Genomic DNA, 15,944 nt, shown 5'->3' with positions numbered 1-15,944 from the left:
TTTCGTTTGAAAAATGAATAATCAAAAAATAAATTATAAGAAAATCGGAATATATTTACTGAAAATTCAATCTTCGTTATAATGAAACAACATAAGGAGAGTGATGATCATACTAAAACAAATGTATGTGCATGACGGCAGAAAATTTGAGGCTCTGACCATCAGAAACTACACTGAGACTGACATCGAGAGGCTGATTTCTCTTCAAAAAGAATGTTTCCCTCCTCCGTTTCCCCAGGAATTGCTGTGGTCAGAGGACCAGCTTGCCAGCCATATCAAAACCTTTCCAGAAGGGGCTTTATGCGCGCTCATCAATGGCAGAATTATCGGTTCCATGACTGCTCTTATTGTACAATTTGAGCCTGAATCTCCTGATCATACATGGGCACAAGCAACAGACAACGGATCGATTAAAAACCATGAACCTCATGGAAATACTTTATATGTAGTGGATATTTCTGTTTCTCCTCATTATCGAAAGCTTGGAATCGGAAAATGGCTGATGAATACGATGTATGAGCTGACTGTTGATAAGAGACTGGAGCGCCTTCTCGGCGGCGGCCGCATTCCTTTATATCATAAATACGCACACGAGATCAGCGCTGTTCAGTACGTTGAAGATGTGATGGAAGGCAGGAAAAACGACCCTGTGCTGTCCTTTCTCCTCCGTTGCGGGCGTTCACCTATTCGTGTAGTCAGCAATTATGTAGAGGATAAAGAATCATTGAATTACGGTGTTTTGATGGAATGGAAAAATCCTTTTTATAAAAAGAGAGCTGTTGATCACAACAGCCCGTTTAAGTGAAATATTCAATTTTCGCGTTAGGGAAAAAGGTATCAATATAGGATTCAAGTGCTTCTCGAAGTGCATGCTCTTCATCTTTCTGATAAATATATTTTCCGATCCCGTAACGGCCCCATTTATAACGGCGCTTTTCTTCATCTAATTCGAGCTTCGTCTTCGGATAATTTTTCTCTATCACTCGTTTGGCCGGTTTTGTAAAACGGTGTTGAATTAATTCAAACGTTATGTCATGTCTAACGTCCTGCGGCAAAGCAGCATCAAGCTTTTCAAACAGATGTCTGTATCCTTCTTCCCAGCCTTCATGAATATAAATCGGAGCAACAATAAAGCCTAGCGGGTAGCCTGCTTTTGCAACTTTTACTGCTGCTTCTATCCGCTTATCAAGAGGTGAAGTTCCCGGCTCAAAGTTTTTAATCACATAGTCGGCATTAATACTGAATCTGAATCTCGTTTTCCCGTTATGCTTTGCGTCTAATAGGTGATCGACATGATGAAATTTCGTTACAAATCGGAGCTTTCCGAGATCACTTTGTCCAAAATGTTCAATGGCGCGCTTCAGCGTGTGTGTCAGATGATCAATTCCTACAATGTCTGACGTACATGATGCTTCGAACCTTGTGAACTCTGGTGCGCGCTCCTTCATATACTTATCTGCCTGATCCAAAATCTCTTCGACGTTTACATAAGTTCTGATATACGGCTTTGATCCCATGGTTGTTTGCAGGTAGCAGTAATGACAATGCCCCATGCAGCCTGTTGCAAACGGAATGGCATATTCGGCCGAGGGTTTGGATGAATCAAACTTTAATGTTTTCCGGACACCGATAACTAAAGTTGATTTCGCATTGCGATATTGCTGAAGATGATTTTTCCCAGGAATATTACGCACCTGATTGTGGGATGTTGTTTCTCTGATTTCAATGCCCATTTTCTCAAATTTATCTTGTAATTCTTGGCCCAGCGGATATTCCAGCGCCCTCGGTTCTATATATACAAGCTGCGGAACAAATGGGTTCTGCATGATGCCACATCCTTTTCCTTTACTAACGTTACTTTTCTCACTAGGCGGAAAGGATATGAGTTGTAATGATTTCCTTGTTACTCATACGGATCAATATCAAAGAGTTCTTTATAAAGCGATTTAGCTTCTTCATAGCTTGCAAACACAGCATCGTCCTCTGCGAACGGATGATAGGTTTCATAAATAAACAGGGAAAGCTCGCCTTCATGGTATGGATGGTGCACAATTTCGGCCTCCTTTATGTGGGCTACATTGGCGGCGTGCGGATTTCGGTAGATTACATAAACAGTATCTCCTGCGTTAAATTGGTTTGACATACTATCCCTCCTAGCCATGTTATTGTGTCCTTCTATACCCTTACTTATGAAAAAAACCAGACAGGCCGGAGGCCGTCTGGTTTTTGTACATTACTTGAATGTTTCTTTTACGAACGCGACAACTTCTTCTGTCGTGCTCATAGATAAGATTTTCTCTTTGAATGACTCAGCTTCTTGTTTAGACAATTTGCTGATCTGTGTTCTTGCCGGAAGAATAGACGTTGCGCTCATTGAGAACTCATCTAAGCCTAAGCCGAGAAGGATTGGAATCGCAATCTCGTCTCCTGCCATTTCTCCGCACATGCCAACCCATTTTCCTTCTTTGTGTGCTGCTTCAATTACGAGTGTAATTAAGCGAAGGATTGCCGGGTTGTATGGCTGATACAGGTAAGATACACGTTCATTCATACGGTCAGCTGCCATTGTGTATTGGATCAAATCGTTTGTTCCGATACTGAAGAAATCAACCTCTTTAGCAAACTGATCAGCGATGACTGCAGTTGACGGAATCTCAACCATCATTCCGACTTCAATATCGTCAGATACAGCCTGTCCCGCTTTTACGAGCTTTTCTTTCTCTTCAAGAAGGATCGCTTTTGCTTCTTTGAATTCGTTAACTGTCGCAATCATAGGGAACATGATTTTCAAGTTTCCGTATGTACTTGCACGAAGCAGCGCGCGAAGCTGTGTTCTGAAGATTTCTTGCTCTTCAAGGCAAAGACGAATCGCTCTATATCCCAGGAACGGGTTCATTTCTTTAGGAAGCTGCAGGTAAGGAAGCTCTTTGTCTCCGCCGATATCAAGTGTCCGCACGACGACTGATTTTCCTTCCATACGCTCAAGAACCGTTTTGTAAGCATCAAACTGCTCATCTTCTGTAGGCAACTGATCTCTTCCCATGTAAAGGAATTCTGTACGGTAAAGGCCAACTGCTTCTCCGCCGTTTTCAAGAACACCTTTTACATCATCAGGAGTACCGATGTTCGCTGCAAGCTCTACATGATGTCCGTCTTTTGAGACAGTCGGTTCATTGACAAGCTTCGCCCACTCAGCTTTTTGAGCCAAATAAGCATTATGTTTTTCTTCATACTCTTTTACAGTTTCCGCAGATGGGTCAATAATGACATCGCCATTGATACCGTCAACGATAACAGTCACGCCGTTTTGGATCGTGCCTGTAGCCGCTTTCGTTCCAACAACTGCTGGAATCTCAAGAGAACGTGCCATGATGGCAGAGTGAGATGTGCGTCCGCCGATATCAGTAGTGAATCCTTTTACGAACTCACGGTTTAATTGAGCTGTGTCAGACGGTGTTAAGTCTTCAGCTACAATAATAACCTCTTCTGAGATCATGCTTGGGTTTGGAATTTCAACGCCAAGCAGGTGGCCGGTTACGCGTTTTGTTACATCGCGGATATCTGCCGCACGCTCTTTCATATATTCGTTGTCCATAGATTCAAACATGGTAACGAACATAGAAGACGTTTCTTTTAAAGCGAATTCAGCGTTCACTGAATCAGTGCTGATTTTTTCTTTCACAGGGTTCAGAAGCTCAGGGTCACTGAGAACTAAAAGGTGAGCAGAAAAAATATCAGCTTTATCCTGACCCAGTTCTTTCAAAGCGTGCTCTTTGATTTTTTCGAGCTCTTCTTTTGAACGTGCAATCGCTTCATCAAAACGGCTTACTTCCGCTTCAGAATCAGAGATGTTTTTCTTTTCAACCGTTAAATCTGGCTCTTCAAGCCGGTATGCTTTTGCAATCGCGATGCCGGCTGAAGCGCCAATCCCTTTTAATTCTTGCATTACTCGCCGAGTCCTTCGCTTTTCATTGTTTCTTCTAAAGCGTTAAGAGCATCGTTTTCGTCAGCTCCGGAAGCAGAGATTGTGATCTCAGCGCCTTTAGCGATACCTAAAGACATAACACCCATAATAGATTTAAGGTTAACTGTTTTGCCGTTATATTCTAAATTAACGTCAGCGTCGTATTTGCTAGCAGTTTGTACAAGAACTGTCGCAGGACGAGCATGGATTCCAGAATCTGCAGTTACTTTAAATGTTTTTTGTGCCATTTTTATCATTCTCCTTTTAACTTAAAGCTTTATTACTTCACAATATTATATCATACAACCGTACTTGTCATCTGACAAGCACGGCGTACTAACACCCTTATTTTTCAATTTTCACAATATCTTCTTGTGCTCTGTTGACTGAACCGCTTGCTTTAATGCTGACTGTTTCTCCTTCAGCAAGGTTTGTAAATACAATCGGTGTCATGAGAGATGGTACATTCGGTTTGACTGCATCCAGATCAACTTCAAGAAGTTTTTGTCCAGGCTCAACGCGGTCTCCTTCTGATACGAAAGACGTAAATCCTTCGCCCTTCAGGCTGACGGTATCAATACCAAAGTGGATTAAAATTTCTCTTCCGCCGTCGGATTGCAGGCCGATCGCATGTTTCGTCGGGAACACATTGAGAATTTTTCCGCGAACCGGTGATACGACAATTCCTTCAGAAGGGAGAATCGCAAAACCGTCACCCATCATTTTCCCTGAGAAGACTTGGTCAGGAACATCCGTAATCGGGTGAATTTCCCCGCTAATCGGAGAAACGAAAACTTCCTCGCCGATTTCATTTTGCAGCGGTTCTGCAATCACTTCCTCAACCTGCTGTCCTACTTCCTCTTGAGCAGATGTTTTCGGTTCAGGTCTAGGCTTGCGTCCCGCAATAATGTCTTGCATTTGTGTTTTTAACCCGTCAGAACGCGGTCCGAAAATAGCCTGAATGTTGTTGCCGACTTCCAGCACTCCGGAAGCGCCAAGCTGTTTCAGACGGTCTTTATCAACCTTTTTCTGATCGTTTACAGTCACACGCAGACGAGTGATACAAGCATCAAGGTGTTTGATGTTTTCCTGGTCACCCATTGCCTGCAGAATCTCATAAGGAAGATCCCCTGCTTCACCTGTTTTCCCAGGTGCTGCTGTTTCTTCCGCAGCATCCTCGCGTCCAGGTGTTTTCAGATTAAATTTGCGGATGGCAAATCGGAATCCGAAGTAGTAAATGACCGCTAACCCTAAGCCGACAGGGATGACAAGCCACCATGCCGTCCGGTTCGGTAAAATACCGAATAGGAAGTAGTCAATTAAACCACCGGAGAATGTCATACCAATCTTAACATTCAACAGCTGCATGACCATGAATGAAAGTCCTGCAAACAAACAGTGAATCGCAAACAGGACTGGAGCAACGAATAAGAAAGAAAATTCCAATGGCTCTGTGATCCCCGTTAAGAAGGATGTCAAGGCCGCTGAACCCATAATACCTGCAACGAGTTTTTTGTTTTGCGGTTTTGCTTCATGATAAATGGCAAGCGCCGCAGCAGGCAGACCGAACATCATAAATGGATATTTACCTGTCATGAACGTACCTGCCGTTAACTGTACGCCGTCTTTAATCTGCGCCATAAAGATACGCTGATCCCCGCGGATGATTTCTCCTGCTGCACTCTTATAGCTGAAGAATTCATACCAAAACGGCGAATAGAAAATGTGATGCAATCCGAATGGGATAAGCGAACGTTCAATCACCCCGAAGATAAATGCAGCAAGGGTTGGATTCGCTTCCACTAATCCTGTTGAAAAGGCATTCAATCCATGCTGGATCGGAGGCCAGATCACTAACATAATAAGACCCAGAATCAGTGCAGAAATTGACGTAACAATTGGAACGAAACGTTTACCCGCAAAGAAACCAAGGTATTGCGGCAGTTCAATTGTGTAAAATCTGTTAAACAATAATGCAGCTAACACACCGACGATAATACCGCCGAACACCCCTGTCGCCAGGGTAGGTATACCAAGCATGTTTACATATGCAGGATGGTTTTCCGTAAAGAACTTGGCTCTTTCAACTGAATCCGAAGGAATGGTTCCGTTTGCAAGAAGAACCGCACTCATGGATACATTCATTACAAGATAACCGATAATTGCTGCAATCCCTGCAACTCCATCACCGTTGGCAAGCCCGATGGCTACACCTACTGCGAAAAGAAGCGGAAGGTTATCGAAAACAATCTGCCCAGCGCTTTCCATCACACCTGCTACAAGCTGAACATTGTCATTGCTCAAGAAATGCAGGACCTGAATCATGTCCTTATTTTGCATCGCATTCCCGATCGCAAGCAAAATCCCCGCAGCCGGAAGGATCGCAACTGGAAGCATAAGCGCACGCCCAATTTTTTGAAGAACGCCGAATAATGCTTTAAACATAAGAATTGACCTCCTCTTTTTACTAGTCTGACCTTACAGCTAAAAATCATGACAACGAATTCACAGGCGTAAGTCTTCCAGTTTAACCGTTTACATTTGCCCTTTTACACAACAAAAAGGCATGAGCAAAATTGGGTGCGCAAAAGAACGAGAATGAACTTCCCGTTTTTTTCCCTCAATCACTCATGCCTGATCGAATCAGTAACACGTTATAAGGATAAACTGAATTTATGAAATTTTATTGGTTAATCGGTACAGATGAAGCGTTAGGTAAACCGCTTCCGCCTCATGAACTGGTTTCTTCAATGTTTGCTGCAAGATTTTAATCAATTTCCAAGCTGTATTGTAGCATAGCGGATATTCATTTTTCAATAACAACATTAATTTTTCTGGTTCTTTAGTCGGTTCTTCTTTTTTAATTCTTTCTATTGTAAATCTGATATGTCGGATCAGCCGCAAATAGTTGACACTTTCCTTATTTACTTTCATTTGAAATGAGTCTTCAATCACCTCGACAAGCTGCGCCATGAGCTGAGAGTGCTGATTGACCTCGGACAGCGGACGGTTTGTCAACGCTGAATGGATATGCAGAGCGATAAAACCAATCTCCCCTTCTGGAAGGCAGATTCCCGCTTTTTCATTGATCATATCTATGACTTCTTTGGCAATTTGGTACTCCTCAGGATATAGTGACTGAGTCTCCATTAAAAATGGATTTTTCATATCAAATCCCTGCTGCTGCCTTTTGATCGCAAATGCGATATGGTCTGTCAACGCAATGTGAATATGTTCATTTAATGAGTGATTAGTCCTATTGCTTATGTGATAGATGACATCGTTTGAAATATCAACGAGGTTTTCATCAACATAGTCAAGGAGCTTTTTAAACTGTTTTTGTTCCTTCTCGTCTTTTAAAATGAACATTTTATCGTAGCCTTTATCTTCAATGACATCATCTTGTTTTTTTCCGAAACCAATACCTTTTCCGATTAAAACGACTTCGCTGTATTTATGATGAGAAGCAATTAATACGTTATTATTCAGTACCTTTTTCACTGTGAAGGACCCATTCACGATCCTCAGCTCCTTTGTCATTCAATACCTCATATCGTACATAACGAACGGAATGCACGTCAAACCTTTTTTCAATGCATTCACTAAACAGTCGATCTTTCGATGAGACGGTAATCCAGAACTTTCCTTTCAATCGGCTGCCCTTGAATTCTTTTTTCCAGTATGGCAAATGCCTGCTTTCCCATTTCCCTTGTCTGAATATCGATCGTTGTGATTCCAAGCGCTTGGCTGATTTCGTGGTTATCAACGCTTAAAATTGCAAGCTCATCCGGTACTGACACCCGCTGGTTCTTTGCTTCAAGAAAAAGCCCTGCTGAGACTTGGTCATTGGCAACAAAAATAGCCGTCGGCTTTTCCTTCCACGTTTTCCATTTATGAAAAAGCGCCTTCCCATCATTGATTGTAATCGCTTTCTCAATTACCCAGTCTTCACGAAATGCCTCACCGATCTCTTCCAATGCCTCTTTGTAGGCTTTGATTCGAAAATGGCTGTTCATGCCTTTTTTTCTTGCCAAACAGATGGCTATTTTTTTGTGCCTTTTGGCAATTAAATAGTCCAAGCCGTTCCGAAATGCTTCTTGGTGAGGAATGCTGATGGTTGGGAAGCGGGCATTATCTGAATTCTGGCAAAGCAAAATCGGGCCCTCCCATTCCATGAGTTTCTCATCAGCAAGCGCCTTTGAGCAAAAAATCAGGCCGTCAACCTGGCGCTGCTTTAATTGGGACAGCGCAAAGATTTCTTTTTGTACCTCATAGTTTGTTTGGAATAAAGAGAGGTGAACCCCGGATTCCGCGGCTGCGTCGGCTATTCCTGCAATCAGCTCTGCAAAATATGGCAGATTAACCGTTGGCAAGACAACACCAATCATGTTTGAAAATCCTTTCGACAAATGTACAGCGTGAATATTTCTCGTGTACTCCAATGATTCCATTGCCTCAAACACTCTTTTTCGTTTGTCTTCACTGACGTATGGATGATTGTTTATGACTCGGGAAACCGTTGTAACAGAGACACCGGCTTTTTCTGCAATGTCTTTAATATTAGCCATAGATTCCCTTCTTTCTAAATCCCCTTGATCTGGAATGCGTTTCATACAATATGATATGGACGTACCAGATATCTTTTTGTGTTTTAAGCTGAAAGGAGAAGATCACATGGGTTTCTTCATTTTAATTGGGTTATGTCTCACTGTTCTCGGTGGCAGCTGTCTTGCTGTAAAACCTCTCAACCAAAAACATGAAATTAAACCCTTTCGAACATTTGATGATTTTTTTATTTAATGCAGATAAAAAAGGACGATGTCGAGAACAAAGTCCTTTTTTATTTCTATTACGGCAGTATGATTAATTCCTTTGGATATTGGGTCAGAGCAACTGCTCCGTCCTTTGTTACGTGAACGTCATCCTCAATGCGCACGCCGCCGATCTCAGGCACATAAATCCCCGGTTCGATCGTGTAGACCATGCCTTCCTGCAGCAGTGTATCGTTGGCCTGGCTCATTGATGGATACTCATGGACAGAAATTCCGAGTCCATGCCCAAGCCGGTGAGGAAAATAATCACCGTATCCCGCTTTTTCAATGATTCCGCGGGCAGTTAAATCCAGATCTCCGATTCTCACACCGGGTTTGCTTGCCTCAATCGCGGCTTTTTCCGATTGAAGCACAGTCTCGTAAATGGCCTCCTGCTTCGGATTGATGGTTTTGTATGCAAACGTTCTTGTAATATCAGAGCAATAGCCATCAAGAATAACACCGAGATCAAATAAAACAAAATCACCTTTTTTCAACGTGGCTGTACCAGGATTTCCATGAGGCTGGCCAGATTTTTCTCCGAATAAAACCATTGTAGAGAAAGACATGCCCTGAATTCCTTTTTTCTTCAGCTCATACTCAATGTGAGCGAGCACTTCCACTTCACTGATGCCTTCACGCAAAGCGGCTGTGCCGACTTCAACACCGTAATCTGCAAGCTTTGCCGCCTCTTTCAGCAAACGAATCTCATTGTCATCTTTAATCAGGCGAAATTGATTGAGTGTTTCTTCTGCTGAAACAAATTGAGCCCCGCCCGTCGCATGCTTCAGCTGTTCTGCACGTGACAGCGAGATTGAATCCTTTTCTACCGCAAGCATATGTATGCTGATATTTCGCTTTTTCAAAGCCTTCTCTATCAGCTCCCACGGATTTTCGTGATCCGCATAGCCAATGATTTCATGATTCCAGCCTGCGTTGCGGGCCTGTCCTGCTTCCATTCCTGGACAAACAAAGAAAGGCTCCTCTTCTTGAAAAATAAATAACCCCATTAATCTTTCATGCGGCTCTGTGTAAAAACCGGTTAAGTAAAAAACATTTTCTTTCGTATGAATAAATGCGGCAGTATGCCCCGCTTCCTTCAGCCATGAAGAGACGCGTTGTATTCTATTCACTTCTTGTTCCTCCCTGCCATTTGCAATGCATTGTTCTGTCTTCCATTGTAACAGGTTTTACCGGTGTTTGCCTTTCACGACGCCTTCATTTTCTAATGCATTTTATTTCCTGCTCCTCTTCCTGTATACTGACAGTAACGTTCAATCGCAGGGGGGTTGTTCCGTTTGCTGATGAATTTTTTCAGACGAAAAGCAGTTATGCTCTTAACGGTTTTGGGAATTTCCGCTCCTTTTATCGGGATGAAGATGGTGGGCTTTTATTATTACAGCTCTATCATAGGCTGTGCAGCGGGTTTCCTTTGCTGCATCCTCGCTCTCATCCTGGTTATGAAAAGATCTGATAAAGACAAAAATGAAGGGAAAGCTTGATACATAAAAAGCCAGCAGCCTGATTAGGCTGCTGGTTTTATTTTAGGAGTCTTAAACCGTTTAGTATGACTAAAATCGTGCTGCCCTCATGACCAATCACGCCAAATGGCAATTCCATCACCTGCAAAAAATTTGCACAAATCAGCAGGCAGATTACAGCTAGAGAAAACACGATATTTTGTTTGATGATCCTGTTCATTTTCCGAGACAAGCGGCACATGTTTACGAGCTTTTTCAAATCGTTTTTCATGAGGACCATATCAGCGGTCTCAAGTGCTACATCTGTTCCGCCGCCCATCGCAATGCCGACATCCGCCGCTTTGAGTGCCGGCGCGTCATTGATTCCGTCACCCACCATTGCAATCGTTCCGAATTCTTCTTTTAACCGTTTGATTTCATTCACTTTTTGGTCAGGCAGGCATTCTGCCACGACAGTTGTCATGCCGGCTTCCTTGGCAATCGCTTGAGCCGTGTCTTCGTGATCTCCTGTCAGCATGGCCGTTTTAATCCCAAGTCGGTTCAGTTCTTCCATGACCTCTTTTGCTTCAGGCCTGATTTGGTCCTTCAGTGCGATACAGCCTGCTATTTGATCATCCTTTTTCACAAATACAATTGTATGACCGCTTTGAATGACATCTGATGCTGTTTGTTTCATAAATTGTGCTGCCATTTCCTCGCCGATAAAACCTGCTTTACCGACCTTCCATTTCGCACCCGACACTTCTGCCATAACGCCAAACCCTGAGGTTTCTTCTATAGATATGTAGCCGGACTGATTCACGCCGCGGCTTTCAGCGTACGCCGTTATGGCTTGGGCGAGCGGATGGCTTGATTGCGTTTCGATGGCATAGACAGCCTCAAGAACTTCCGCTTCACTGAATCCTTCTGCTATTCTGATCGTCTCTACGGCAGGCTGGCCTTTTGTTACAGTTCCGGTTTTATCAAAGGCGATCATTTGCACTGAGCCCAGCTGTTCAAGAAAGACGCTTCCTTTCACAAGCATACCGTTGCGGGCGCCATTTGAAATCAGGGACAGCGCCGCCGGCATAATAGAGGCGACAAGCGCACAAGGTGACGCGACAACCATAAACACCATTGCGCGGTAGAAGGTTTCACTCCAGCTCCAGCCCAGCGCAAAGTGCGGGACGAATAAAAGGAGCGCCACCGCAATTAGCACACCTTTCACATAAGCATTTTCAAATCGTTCGATGAAAGCCTGAGCGGGTGAAACACTATTTTGCGCTGATTCAACCAGTTTGATAATTTTTCTGAATAACGAATCTTCATTTGCTTTCGTGACACGGACAGTCAAGGAGCCATTGCGATTCACCGTTCCTGTGAATACAGTGTCGCCTGTGTTTTTTTCTACAGGCATTGATTCACCTGTTAAAGCCGACTCGTCAAGACTTGTCGAGCCCGATTCAATGATACCGTCTGCCGCTACGCGTTCTCCAGGTTTGATCACGATCATATCACCGGCCTGCAAGTCTGAAACCGGAACTCTTTTGGTTTCACCATTGACCATCAATGTCGCTTCTTCAGGCTCAAGCTGCATTAAAGACGTTAAATCTCTGCTGCTTTTATTCATCGTGTATGTTTCTAAAGCTCCGCTTAAGGAAAAAATAAATATTAAAATAGCACCCTCTGCCCAGTATCCGATCAAGGCGGAACCAACGGCAGCGAAAATCATTAAAAGTTCTACATTCAGCGTTTTGGATTCGAGTGTTTCTTCGATTCCTTCCTTTGCTTTAGCAAATCCGCCGATCACAAAAGCCAGCAAGAAAAGTATTATGGATAATACCTGATATCCGGATAAGAGCCAGCCTGCCAAAATAAGAGCTCCTGATACAAGTGCTGCAATAAGCTCCGCGTGCTGTGCCCAGTTTTTTTCCCTCTTGTCTGTTTTCAATGGCTCGTGCGGGTCGCGTTGAACGATAACTTGTTCATTCATATCGAATTCCCCTCTCTAATTGAGAACGTAAATCATCTTCATTTCTCTTATAAAAACAAAATCGCTGCCCAAAAGGCAGCTTTATCGTCAGTTATTTCTTGATGTCTTCCTTTATTATAGCACGCACGAAGAGAATTTCAATTATAATTATTTTAATTTCTTTTTGATAATAATTATCATTAATGTTTATTCACTTCTTCTCTATATGAAAAAAGCTGAGAGTCTATGCTCTCAGCTATTCTTCCGTCCATTCCTTCAGTTGTTCCGCTGTCATCGGGCCAATTTTTGTTTTTTCAATTTCTCCCTTTTCATTCAGCAAAAATGATGTTGGGATCGTAATGATATGATACTCCTTCATCAATTCCCCTTTTGAGTCAAGGACAATCGGGAACGTCAGCTTGTTTGCTTTAATAAAATCTTCAACGACTTGCTGATTTTGTTCCGAATTCACTAAATTCACCGTTACCAGCTTTACACTGTCGGATGGATGGGCATCATAAAACGATTGAAACTGGGGAAGCTCCTTTTTGCAGGGCGGACACCATGACGTCCAAAAATGGAGAATTGTTTTTTGCCCTTTATTCGGAATCGAGATGTCCTCCCCTTCTATCGTTTTCATAAGAAAAACAGCGGGAACAGCAGGCTGTTTTTCCTCAGCTTGTGCCGCACATGGAAACCATGCAATCAACCCTAATAACATAATGTATATAGTAAGCAAGCGCTTCGTCAACATGGAATCTTCCTTTCATGCTTTTCAATTAGCTTGCCCCTGCAGTTCCTATATCATCCTTCAATTCGCGGCGTTCTGGTCCCTCCCGTAAGGAATACGGATACCTTCAATGCTTTGCAGATCGTGGCATAGTGCAGGCTCGTCAAAAGAATCATGCCAGTGTTCATTCCAAGGATAATCCCGAGCATTTGCAGATTCTCCATTGATCCCAGTACATACATCATACTTAGCGCAACGATATGGCTCCATACATTGTGATAAAAAGCCTCTTTCACAAAACCCATCCCGATTAAGCACGCCTGCAGCGGCATGACAAACAGATGAAAGAGAAAGTAAGGCCACAACAGCTGCAAGTAATACTGCGCTTCAGGAGAGTGAAAAAACAAATGCGTGAGAGGTCCCGCAAACTGGAACATGACCCAGACGGCAGGTATACCGTAACCTAATGTAATGAAAATCGACTGCTTCAGCCTTTTTAACACGATGTCATACTGAGAAAGTGCATAAGCTTCCGAAATACTCGGTATCATGACGACCATTAACGAATGGGCAATAAAAGCAGGGAACGACCCTATCGTCACAGCCACTCCTGCCAGCATTCCGTATTGATCGATCGCCGCTGTCCCGGCAACGCCCGCAGCCAAAAGAGCTCCTTTTACTAAAAAGGGTTCAATTGCATTGACAACCGCATGAAAAATACGCAGTCCTGTTGTAGGAATTGAAACAGCAAGCAGTCTTTTCCTTACATCCTTTCCGCGCAAATGAATGTGCTGCTGGCCGGATAACGCCCGCCTTGCCATGATAAATTGTGAATATAAATAAACAAGCACGACCACATCACTCACGACCAGAACAAACAAGGAAATCAGCACGGCCATGTCCAATTCAAATGAGTACCATTGAAAAAAGAGGAATAAGCACAAGAGCTGGATGATTTTTTTCAGCACATTGGCAATTGCGATCTTCCCCATTTTCTGCACACCCATAAAGTAGCCCCTGGCGATTGAAGTAAAGGCGACAACAGGAATTAAGCCGATGACAATCCCTTTAATAAACGGGTGGTATGTATCAAATACCGGAATAAACGGAAGCGCAATACTAGCGGCAGCAGTAGAAAAAGCAGTAAAAATGGCTGTCATTCTGAAAGCGTGCCTCAGCATGCTTTCATGAAGCTTAGGATTTGACTCGGCAATGAATTTAGAAATGGATATCGGCAGTTCCAGGCTCGCGATGACAATAATTAAAAAGATCGTGGGCAAAATACTCATGTAAAGCCCCATCCCATGCTCGCCAAGCTCCCGCGCCAAAATCATATTGACGACAAATTCAAGGCATTCAGCGAAAAAGGCGGCAATGGATAAAAGAATGATCCCTTTCACAAATCGATTCATGATGTCTCTCCTTGTCTCTTGTACTACCAACATCATATGAGACAAGTTCAAAAATTATTTTATTTTTACTCTTTATATGAAAAAAAGCACAGCTGAGACAAATTGTCTCTTCTATGCTTAGACGGCAAAAACGTGTCTGCCGATTTTTTCTACGATTTTTCTTGAACGAATCCAATTATCTGACGCTGTTTTCGGATTATAAAAGAATATGGCATCTGTTTCTCTATTTTTTGAGGACAGCGCTTCTTCGGCAGCTTCAATCGATTCTTTATCAGGCTTTTGGTTAATGCTCCCGTTTGCGACCGGTTCAAAGGCGTTTTTCTGATAAATAACTCCTCTTATCGTATCAGGAAAACCTTTTTTCTCCGTCCTGTTCAGTACAACGCTTGCTACAGCGACCTTGCCTTTATATGATTCTCCTTTGGCCTCTGCGTGAACGAGACGGGACAGCAACTCTTTTTCAGACTGTGTATATGTTTCTTTCTCATCATTTGTTTTGTCGGGTTTATCTTTCTCTTTCTTTTCAGTGTGTGCTGATAGCTTAATCGGTTTTATTTTCTTGTCCTTATCAGCAGACAGTGAAGGGAAAGATTCATTCGTATTTCGATCTATATGTGTAAGCCATTTCGCTTCTTCATGTTTTGTCTTCTTTGCGCTCAGTAGTGAAGCTTGTGTATGCTCAATTTTGGCTGCAGGCATGAAACAAAGAAGAAAAACAGCCAGAGCAGTGAATTTCGTTGTCATACAGTTTCCTCCTTAAAGTGCTCCAAAAAACACTTCATAACCTTAACAAGAGATCCATTCATTTTCACGGAAAAAGATTTTCCAACTCTCCCAAGGAGGTATCAGGATGGAATAAAGAGGATGACTCACTGCTTAATGGCAAAAAAACAGTCTGAAATTCTATAAATATTGTCAAATTAAAACATGTTTATCCATCTTTGACACTTTACATTTTATTTACACCTGTTACAGACAGCTGTAATAAAAGGCTTGTATTCTGTCATATATGATAAAAAGGCTTCTCACGTATGAGAAACCTTCAGCTTCTTGGCTGTTCTAAGTATTGAAAAATAACATCTCCGCCTTGCTGGGCAATTCCTCGGAAATGTTTAAAATCATCTTGTTTAGATAATACGGCCCTGAAATCAAGAAAATGCTCTTTCTGGACTCTCAGTTCGTTTATGGCGCCGGTGCGCAGCTGTTCAATCATTTCTGTTATTTCTTCGGGTCGCAACAAAAATTCCCCCCTTTTCTTTCTATTGACGAAAATCAATATATCATCTTTATAGCGACAGAACAATTCATAAGGGAGATAAAACTCCTTATCGCTTTACTTCTCAATGAAAATACTGCAAAATACTTTCAAAAGGCATTATTATGTTTAAAGGAGAGGAAGCTTGTGAAAATCGCTAAGGTTGGGAATGTCATTGAATTTAAAAACGGATTAACCGGTGTTGTTGAAAAAGTAAATGAGAATTCTGTTATCGTTGATGTGACGATCATGGATAACTATCGGGATCTTGAGTTAGATTCATTGACAGTTGTTAATCATAAAAATTATAAGATCATCAGAGACTCCTATTAAAACCTCC

General features: G+C 42.5%; 16 protein-coding genes. 3 read left to right on the top strand and 13 right to left on the bottom strand.

Annotated features, from left to right (window positions below; all coding sequences use genetic code 11):
- Positions 1-103 precede the first annotated feature (103 nt).
- Entirely contained in the window at positions 104-805 is a 702-nt protein-coding gene (locus tag CW370_RS02825) for a GNAT family N-acetyltransferase (RefSeq protein ID WP_024571337.1), read from the top strand.
- Here the strand turns inward: CW370_RS02825 and splB are convergent.
- The 8 genes from splB to papB form a co-directional block, all read right to left on the bottom strand.
- Positions 798-1,826 carry a spore photoproduct lyase gene (gene splB / locus CW370_RS02820; protein ID WP_024571338.1) on the bottom strand — a complete coding sequence of 343 codons (1,029 nt, stop codon included), beginning with the start codon at positions 1,824-1,826 and terminating at the stop codon, positions 798-800. The genes CW370_RS02825 and splB overlap by 8 nt on opposite strands.
- A 77-nt stretch (positions 1,827-1,903) precedes the next feature.
- Positions 1,904-2,143 (bottom strand): splAB operon transcriptional regulator SplA, encoded by a 240-nt coding sequence (gene splA, locus CW370_RS02815; RefSeq protein WP_003218644.1) that lies wholly within the window; start codon positions 2,141-2,143, stop codon positions 1,904-1,906.
- A 90-nt stretch (positions 2,144-2,233) separates the two neighbouring features.
- Positions 2,234-3,946, bottom strand: coding sequence for a phosphoenolpyruvate--protein phosphotransferase (ptsP, locus tag CW370_RS02810; protein ID WP_003218638.1), 1,713 nt, complete (start codon positions 3,944-3,946; stop codon positions 2,234-2,236).
- Positions 3,946-4,212, bottom strand: coding sequence for a phosphocarrier protein HPr (locus CW370_RS02805; protein WP_003154654.1), 267 nt, complete (start codon positions 4,210-4,212; stop codon positions 3,946-3,948). The genes ptsP and CW370_RS02805 overlap by 1 nt, the downstream gene beginning before the upstream one ends.
- A 97-nt stretch (positions 4,213-4,309) precedes the next feature.
- Positions 4,310-6,409 carry a PTS glucose transporter subunit IIABC gene (gene ptsG, locus CW370_RS02800; protein ID WP_024571339.1) on the bottom strand — a complete coding sequence of 700 codons (2,100 nt, stop codon included), beginning with the start codon at positions 6,407-6,409 and terminating at the stop codon, positions 4,310-4,312.
- A gap of 228 nt (positions 6,410-6,637) precedes the next feature.
- The gene (gene glcT / locus CW370_RS02795) at positions 6,638-7,504 is read right to left on the bottom strand and encodes a glucose PTS transporter transcription antiterminator GlcT (RefSeq protein WP_024571340.1); all 867 of its coding nucleotides are present in this window, start codon (positions 7,502-7,504) and stop codon (positions 6,638-6,640) included.
- 62 nt (positions 7,505-7,566) lie between these two features.
- A complete protein-coding gene (locus tag CW370_RS02790; protein ID WP_024571341.1) occupies positions 7,567-8,532 on the bottom strand; it encodes a LacI family DNA-binding transcriptional regulator in 966 nt (321 codons plus the stop codon).
- A gap of 281 nt (positions 8,533-8,813) precedes the next feature.
- Entirely contained in the window at positions 8,814-9,908 is a 1,095-nt protein-coding gene (gene papB / locus CW370_RS02785; protein ID WP_024571342.1) for a di/tri-peptidase, read from the bottom strand.
- A 165-nt stretch (positions 9,909-10,073) separates the two neighbouring features.
- Between papB and CW370_RS02780 the strand changes: the two genes are divergently transcribed.
- Positions 10,074-10,277 carry a hypothetical protein gene (locus CW370_RS02780; protein ID WP_014476643.1) on the top strand — a complete coding sequence of 68 codons (204 nt, stop codon included), beginning with the start codon at positions 10,074-10,076 and terminating at the stop codon, positions 10,275-10,277.
- Between the two features lie 37 nt (positions 10,278-10,314).
- Here CW370_RS02780 and pfeT read toward each other — a convergent pair whose 3' ends face one another.
- The 5 genes from pfeT to CW370_RS02755 all read right to left on the bottom strand — a co-directional run bounded on the left by pfeT (position 10,315) and on the right by CW370_RS02755 (position 15,586).
- Positions 10,315-12,228, bottom strand: a complete 1,914-nt coding sequence (gene pfeT, locus CW370_RS02775; protein ID WP_029946375.1) for a metal-transporting ATPase PfeT — start codon at positions 12,226-12,228, stop codon at positions 10,315-10,317.
- Between the two features lie 235 nt (positions 12,229-12,463).
- Positions 12,464-12,961, bottom strand: coding sequence for a sporulation thiol-disulfide oxidoreductase StoA (stoA, locus tag CW370_RS02770; RefSeq protein WP_014479641.1), 498 nt, complete (start codon positions 12,959-12,961; stop codon positions 12,464-12,466).
- A 50-nt stretch (positions 12,962-13,011) separates the two neighbouring features.
- On the bottom strand, positions 13,012-14,349 hold the full coding sequence (gene ykvU / locus CW370_RS02765) for a sporulation protein YkvU (RefSeq protein WP_003245552.1): 1,338 nt from the start codon (positions 14,347-14,349) through the stop codon (positions 13,012-13,014).
- A 117-nt stretch (positions 14,350-14,466) separates the two neighbouring features.
- On the bottom strand, positions 14,467-15,093 hold the full coding sequence (locus tag CW370_RS02760) for a cell wall hydrolase (protein WP_003232442.1): 627 nt from the start codon (positions 15,091-15,093) through the stop codon (positions 14,467-14,469).
- 298 nt (positions 15,094-15,391) lie between these two features.
- Positions 15,392-15,586: a hypothetical protein gene (locus CW370_RS02755; protein WP_003218622.1), complete on the bottom strand. Its 195-nt coding sequence runs from the start codon at positions 15,584-15,586 to the stop codon at positions 15,392-15,394.
- 165 nt (positions 15,587-15,751) lie between these two features.
- Between CW370_RS02755 and CW370_RS02750 the strand changes: the two genes are divergently transcribed.
- Positions 15,752-15,937 carry a YkvS family protein gene (locus CW370_RS02750; RefSeq protein WP_003232446.1) on the top strand — a complete coding sequence of 62 codons (186 nt, stop codon included), beginning with the start codon at positions 15,752-15,754 and terminating at the stop codon, positions 15,935-15,937.
- The last annotated feature ends 7 nt before the right edge of the window (positions 15,938-15,944 follow it).

This window comes from Bacillus sp. SN32 (assembly GCF_002837495.1).
Classification (GTDB): Bacteria; Bacillota; Bacilli; order Bacillales; family Bacillaceae; genus Bacillus; species Bacillus subtilis.
Note: the sequence above shows the minus strand (reverse complement) of the source record. Positions and strands in the feature narration are given on the sequence as shown.

Bases quoted from the DNA above. Each gene is read 5' to 3' on its own strand.
- ptsG (WP_024571339.1), bottom strand. From the start codon at position 6,409: ATGTTTAAAGCATTATTCGGCGTTCTTCAAAAAATTGGGCGTGCGCTT.
- ptsP (WP_003218638.1), bottom strand. From the start codon at position 3,946: ATGCAAGAATTAAAAGGGATTGGCGCTTCAGCCGGCATCGCGATTGCA.
- ykvU (WP_003245552.1), bottom strand. From the start codon at position 14,349: ATGAATCGATTTGTGAAAGGGATCATTCTTTTATCCATTGCCGCCTTT.
- CW370_RS02790 (WP_024571341.1), bottom strand. From the start codon at position 8,532: ATGGCTAATATTAAAGACATTGCAGAAAAAGCCGGTGTCTCTGTTACA.
- pfeT (WP_029946375.1), bottom strand. From the start codon at position 12,228: ATGAATGAACAAGTTATCGTTCAACGCGACCCGCACGAGCCATTGAAA.
- CW370_RS02760 (WP_003232442.1), bottom strand. From the start codon at position 15,093: ATGACAACGAAATTCACTGCTCTGGCTGTTTTTCTTCTTTGTTTCATG.
- stoA (WP_014479641.1), bottom strand. From the start codon at position 12,961: ATGTTGACGAAGCGCTTGCTTACTATATACATTATGTTATTAGGGTTG.
- CW370_RS02805 (WP_003154654.1), bottom strand. From the start codon at position 4,212: ATGGCACAAAAAACATTTAAAGTAACTGCAGATTCTGGAATCCATGCT.
- splB (WP_024571338.1), bottom strand. From the start codon at position 1,826: ATGCAGAACCCATTTGTTCCGCAGCTTGTATATATAGAACCGAGGGCG.
- CW370_RS02825 (WP_024571337.1), top strand. From the start codon at position 104: ATGATCATACTAAAACAAATGTATGTGCATGACGGCAGAAAATTTGAG.
- glcT (WP_024571340.1), bottom strand. From the start codon at position 7,504: ATGACAAAGGAGCTGAGGATCGTGAATGGGTCCTTCACAGTGAAAAAG.
- splA (WP_003218644.1), bottom strand. From the start codon at position 2,143: ATGTCAAACCAATTTAACGCAGGAGATACTGTTTATGTAATCTACCGA.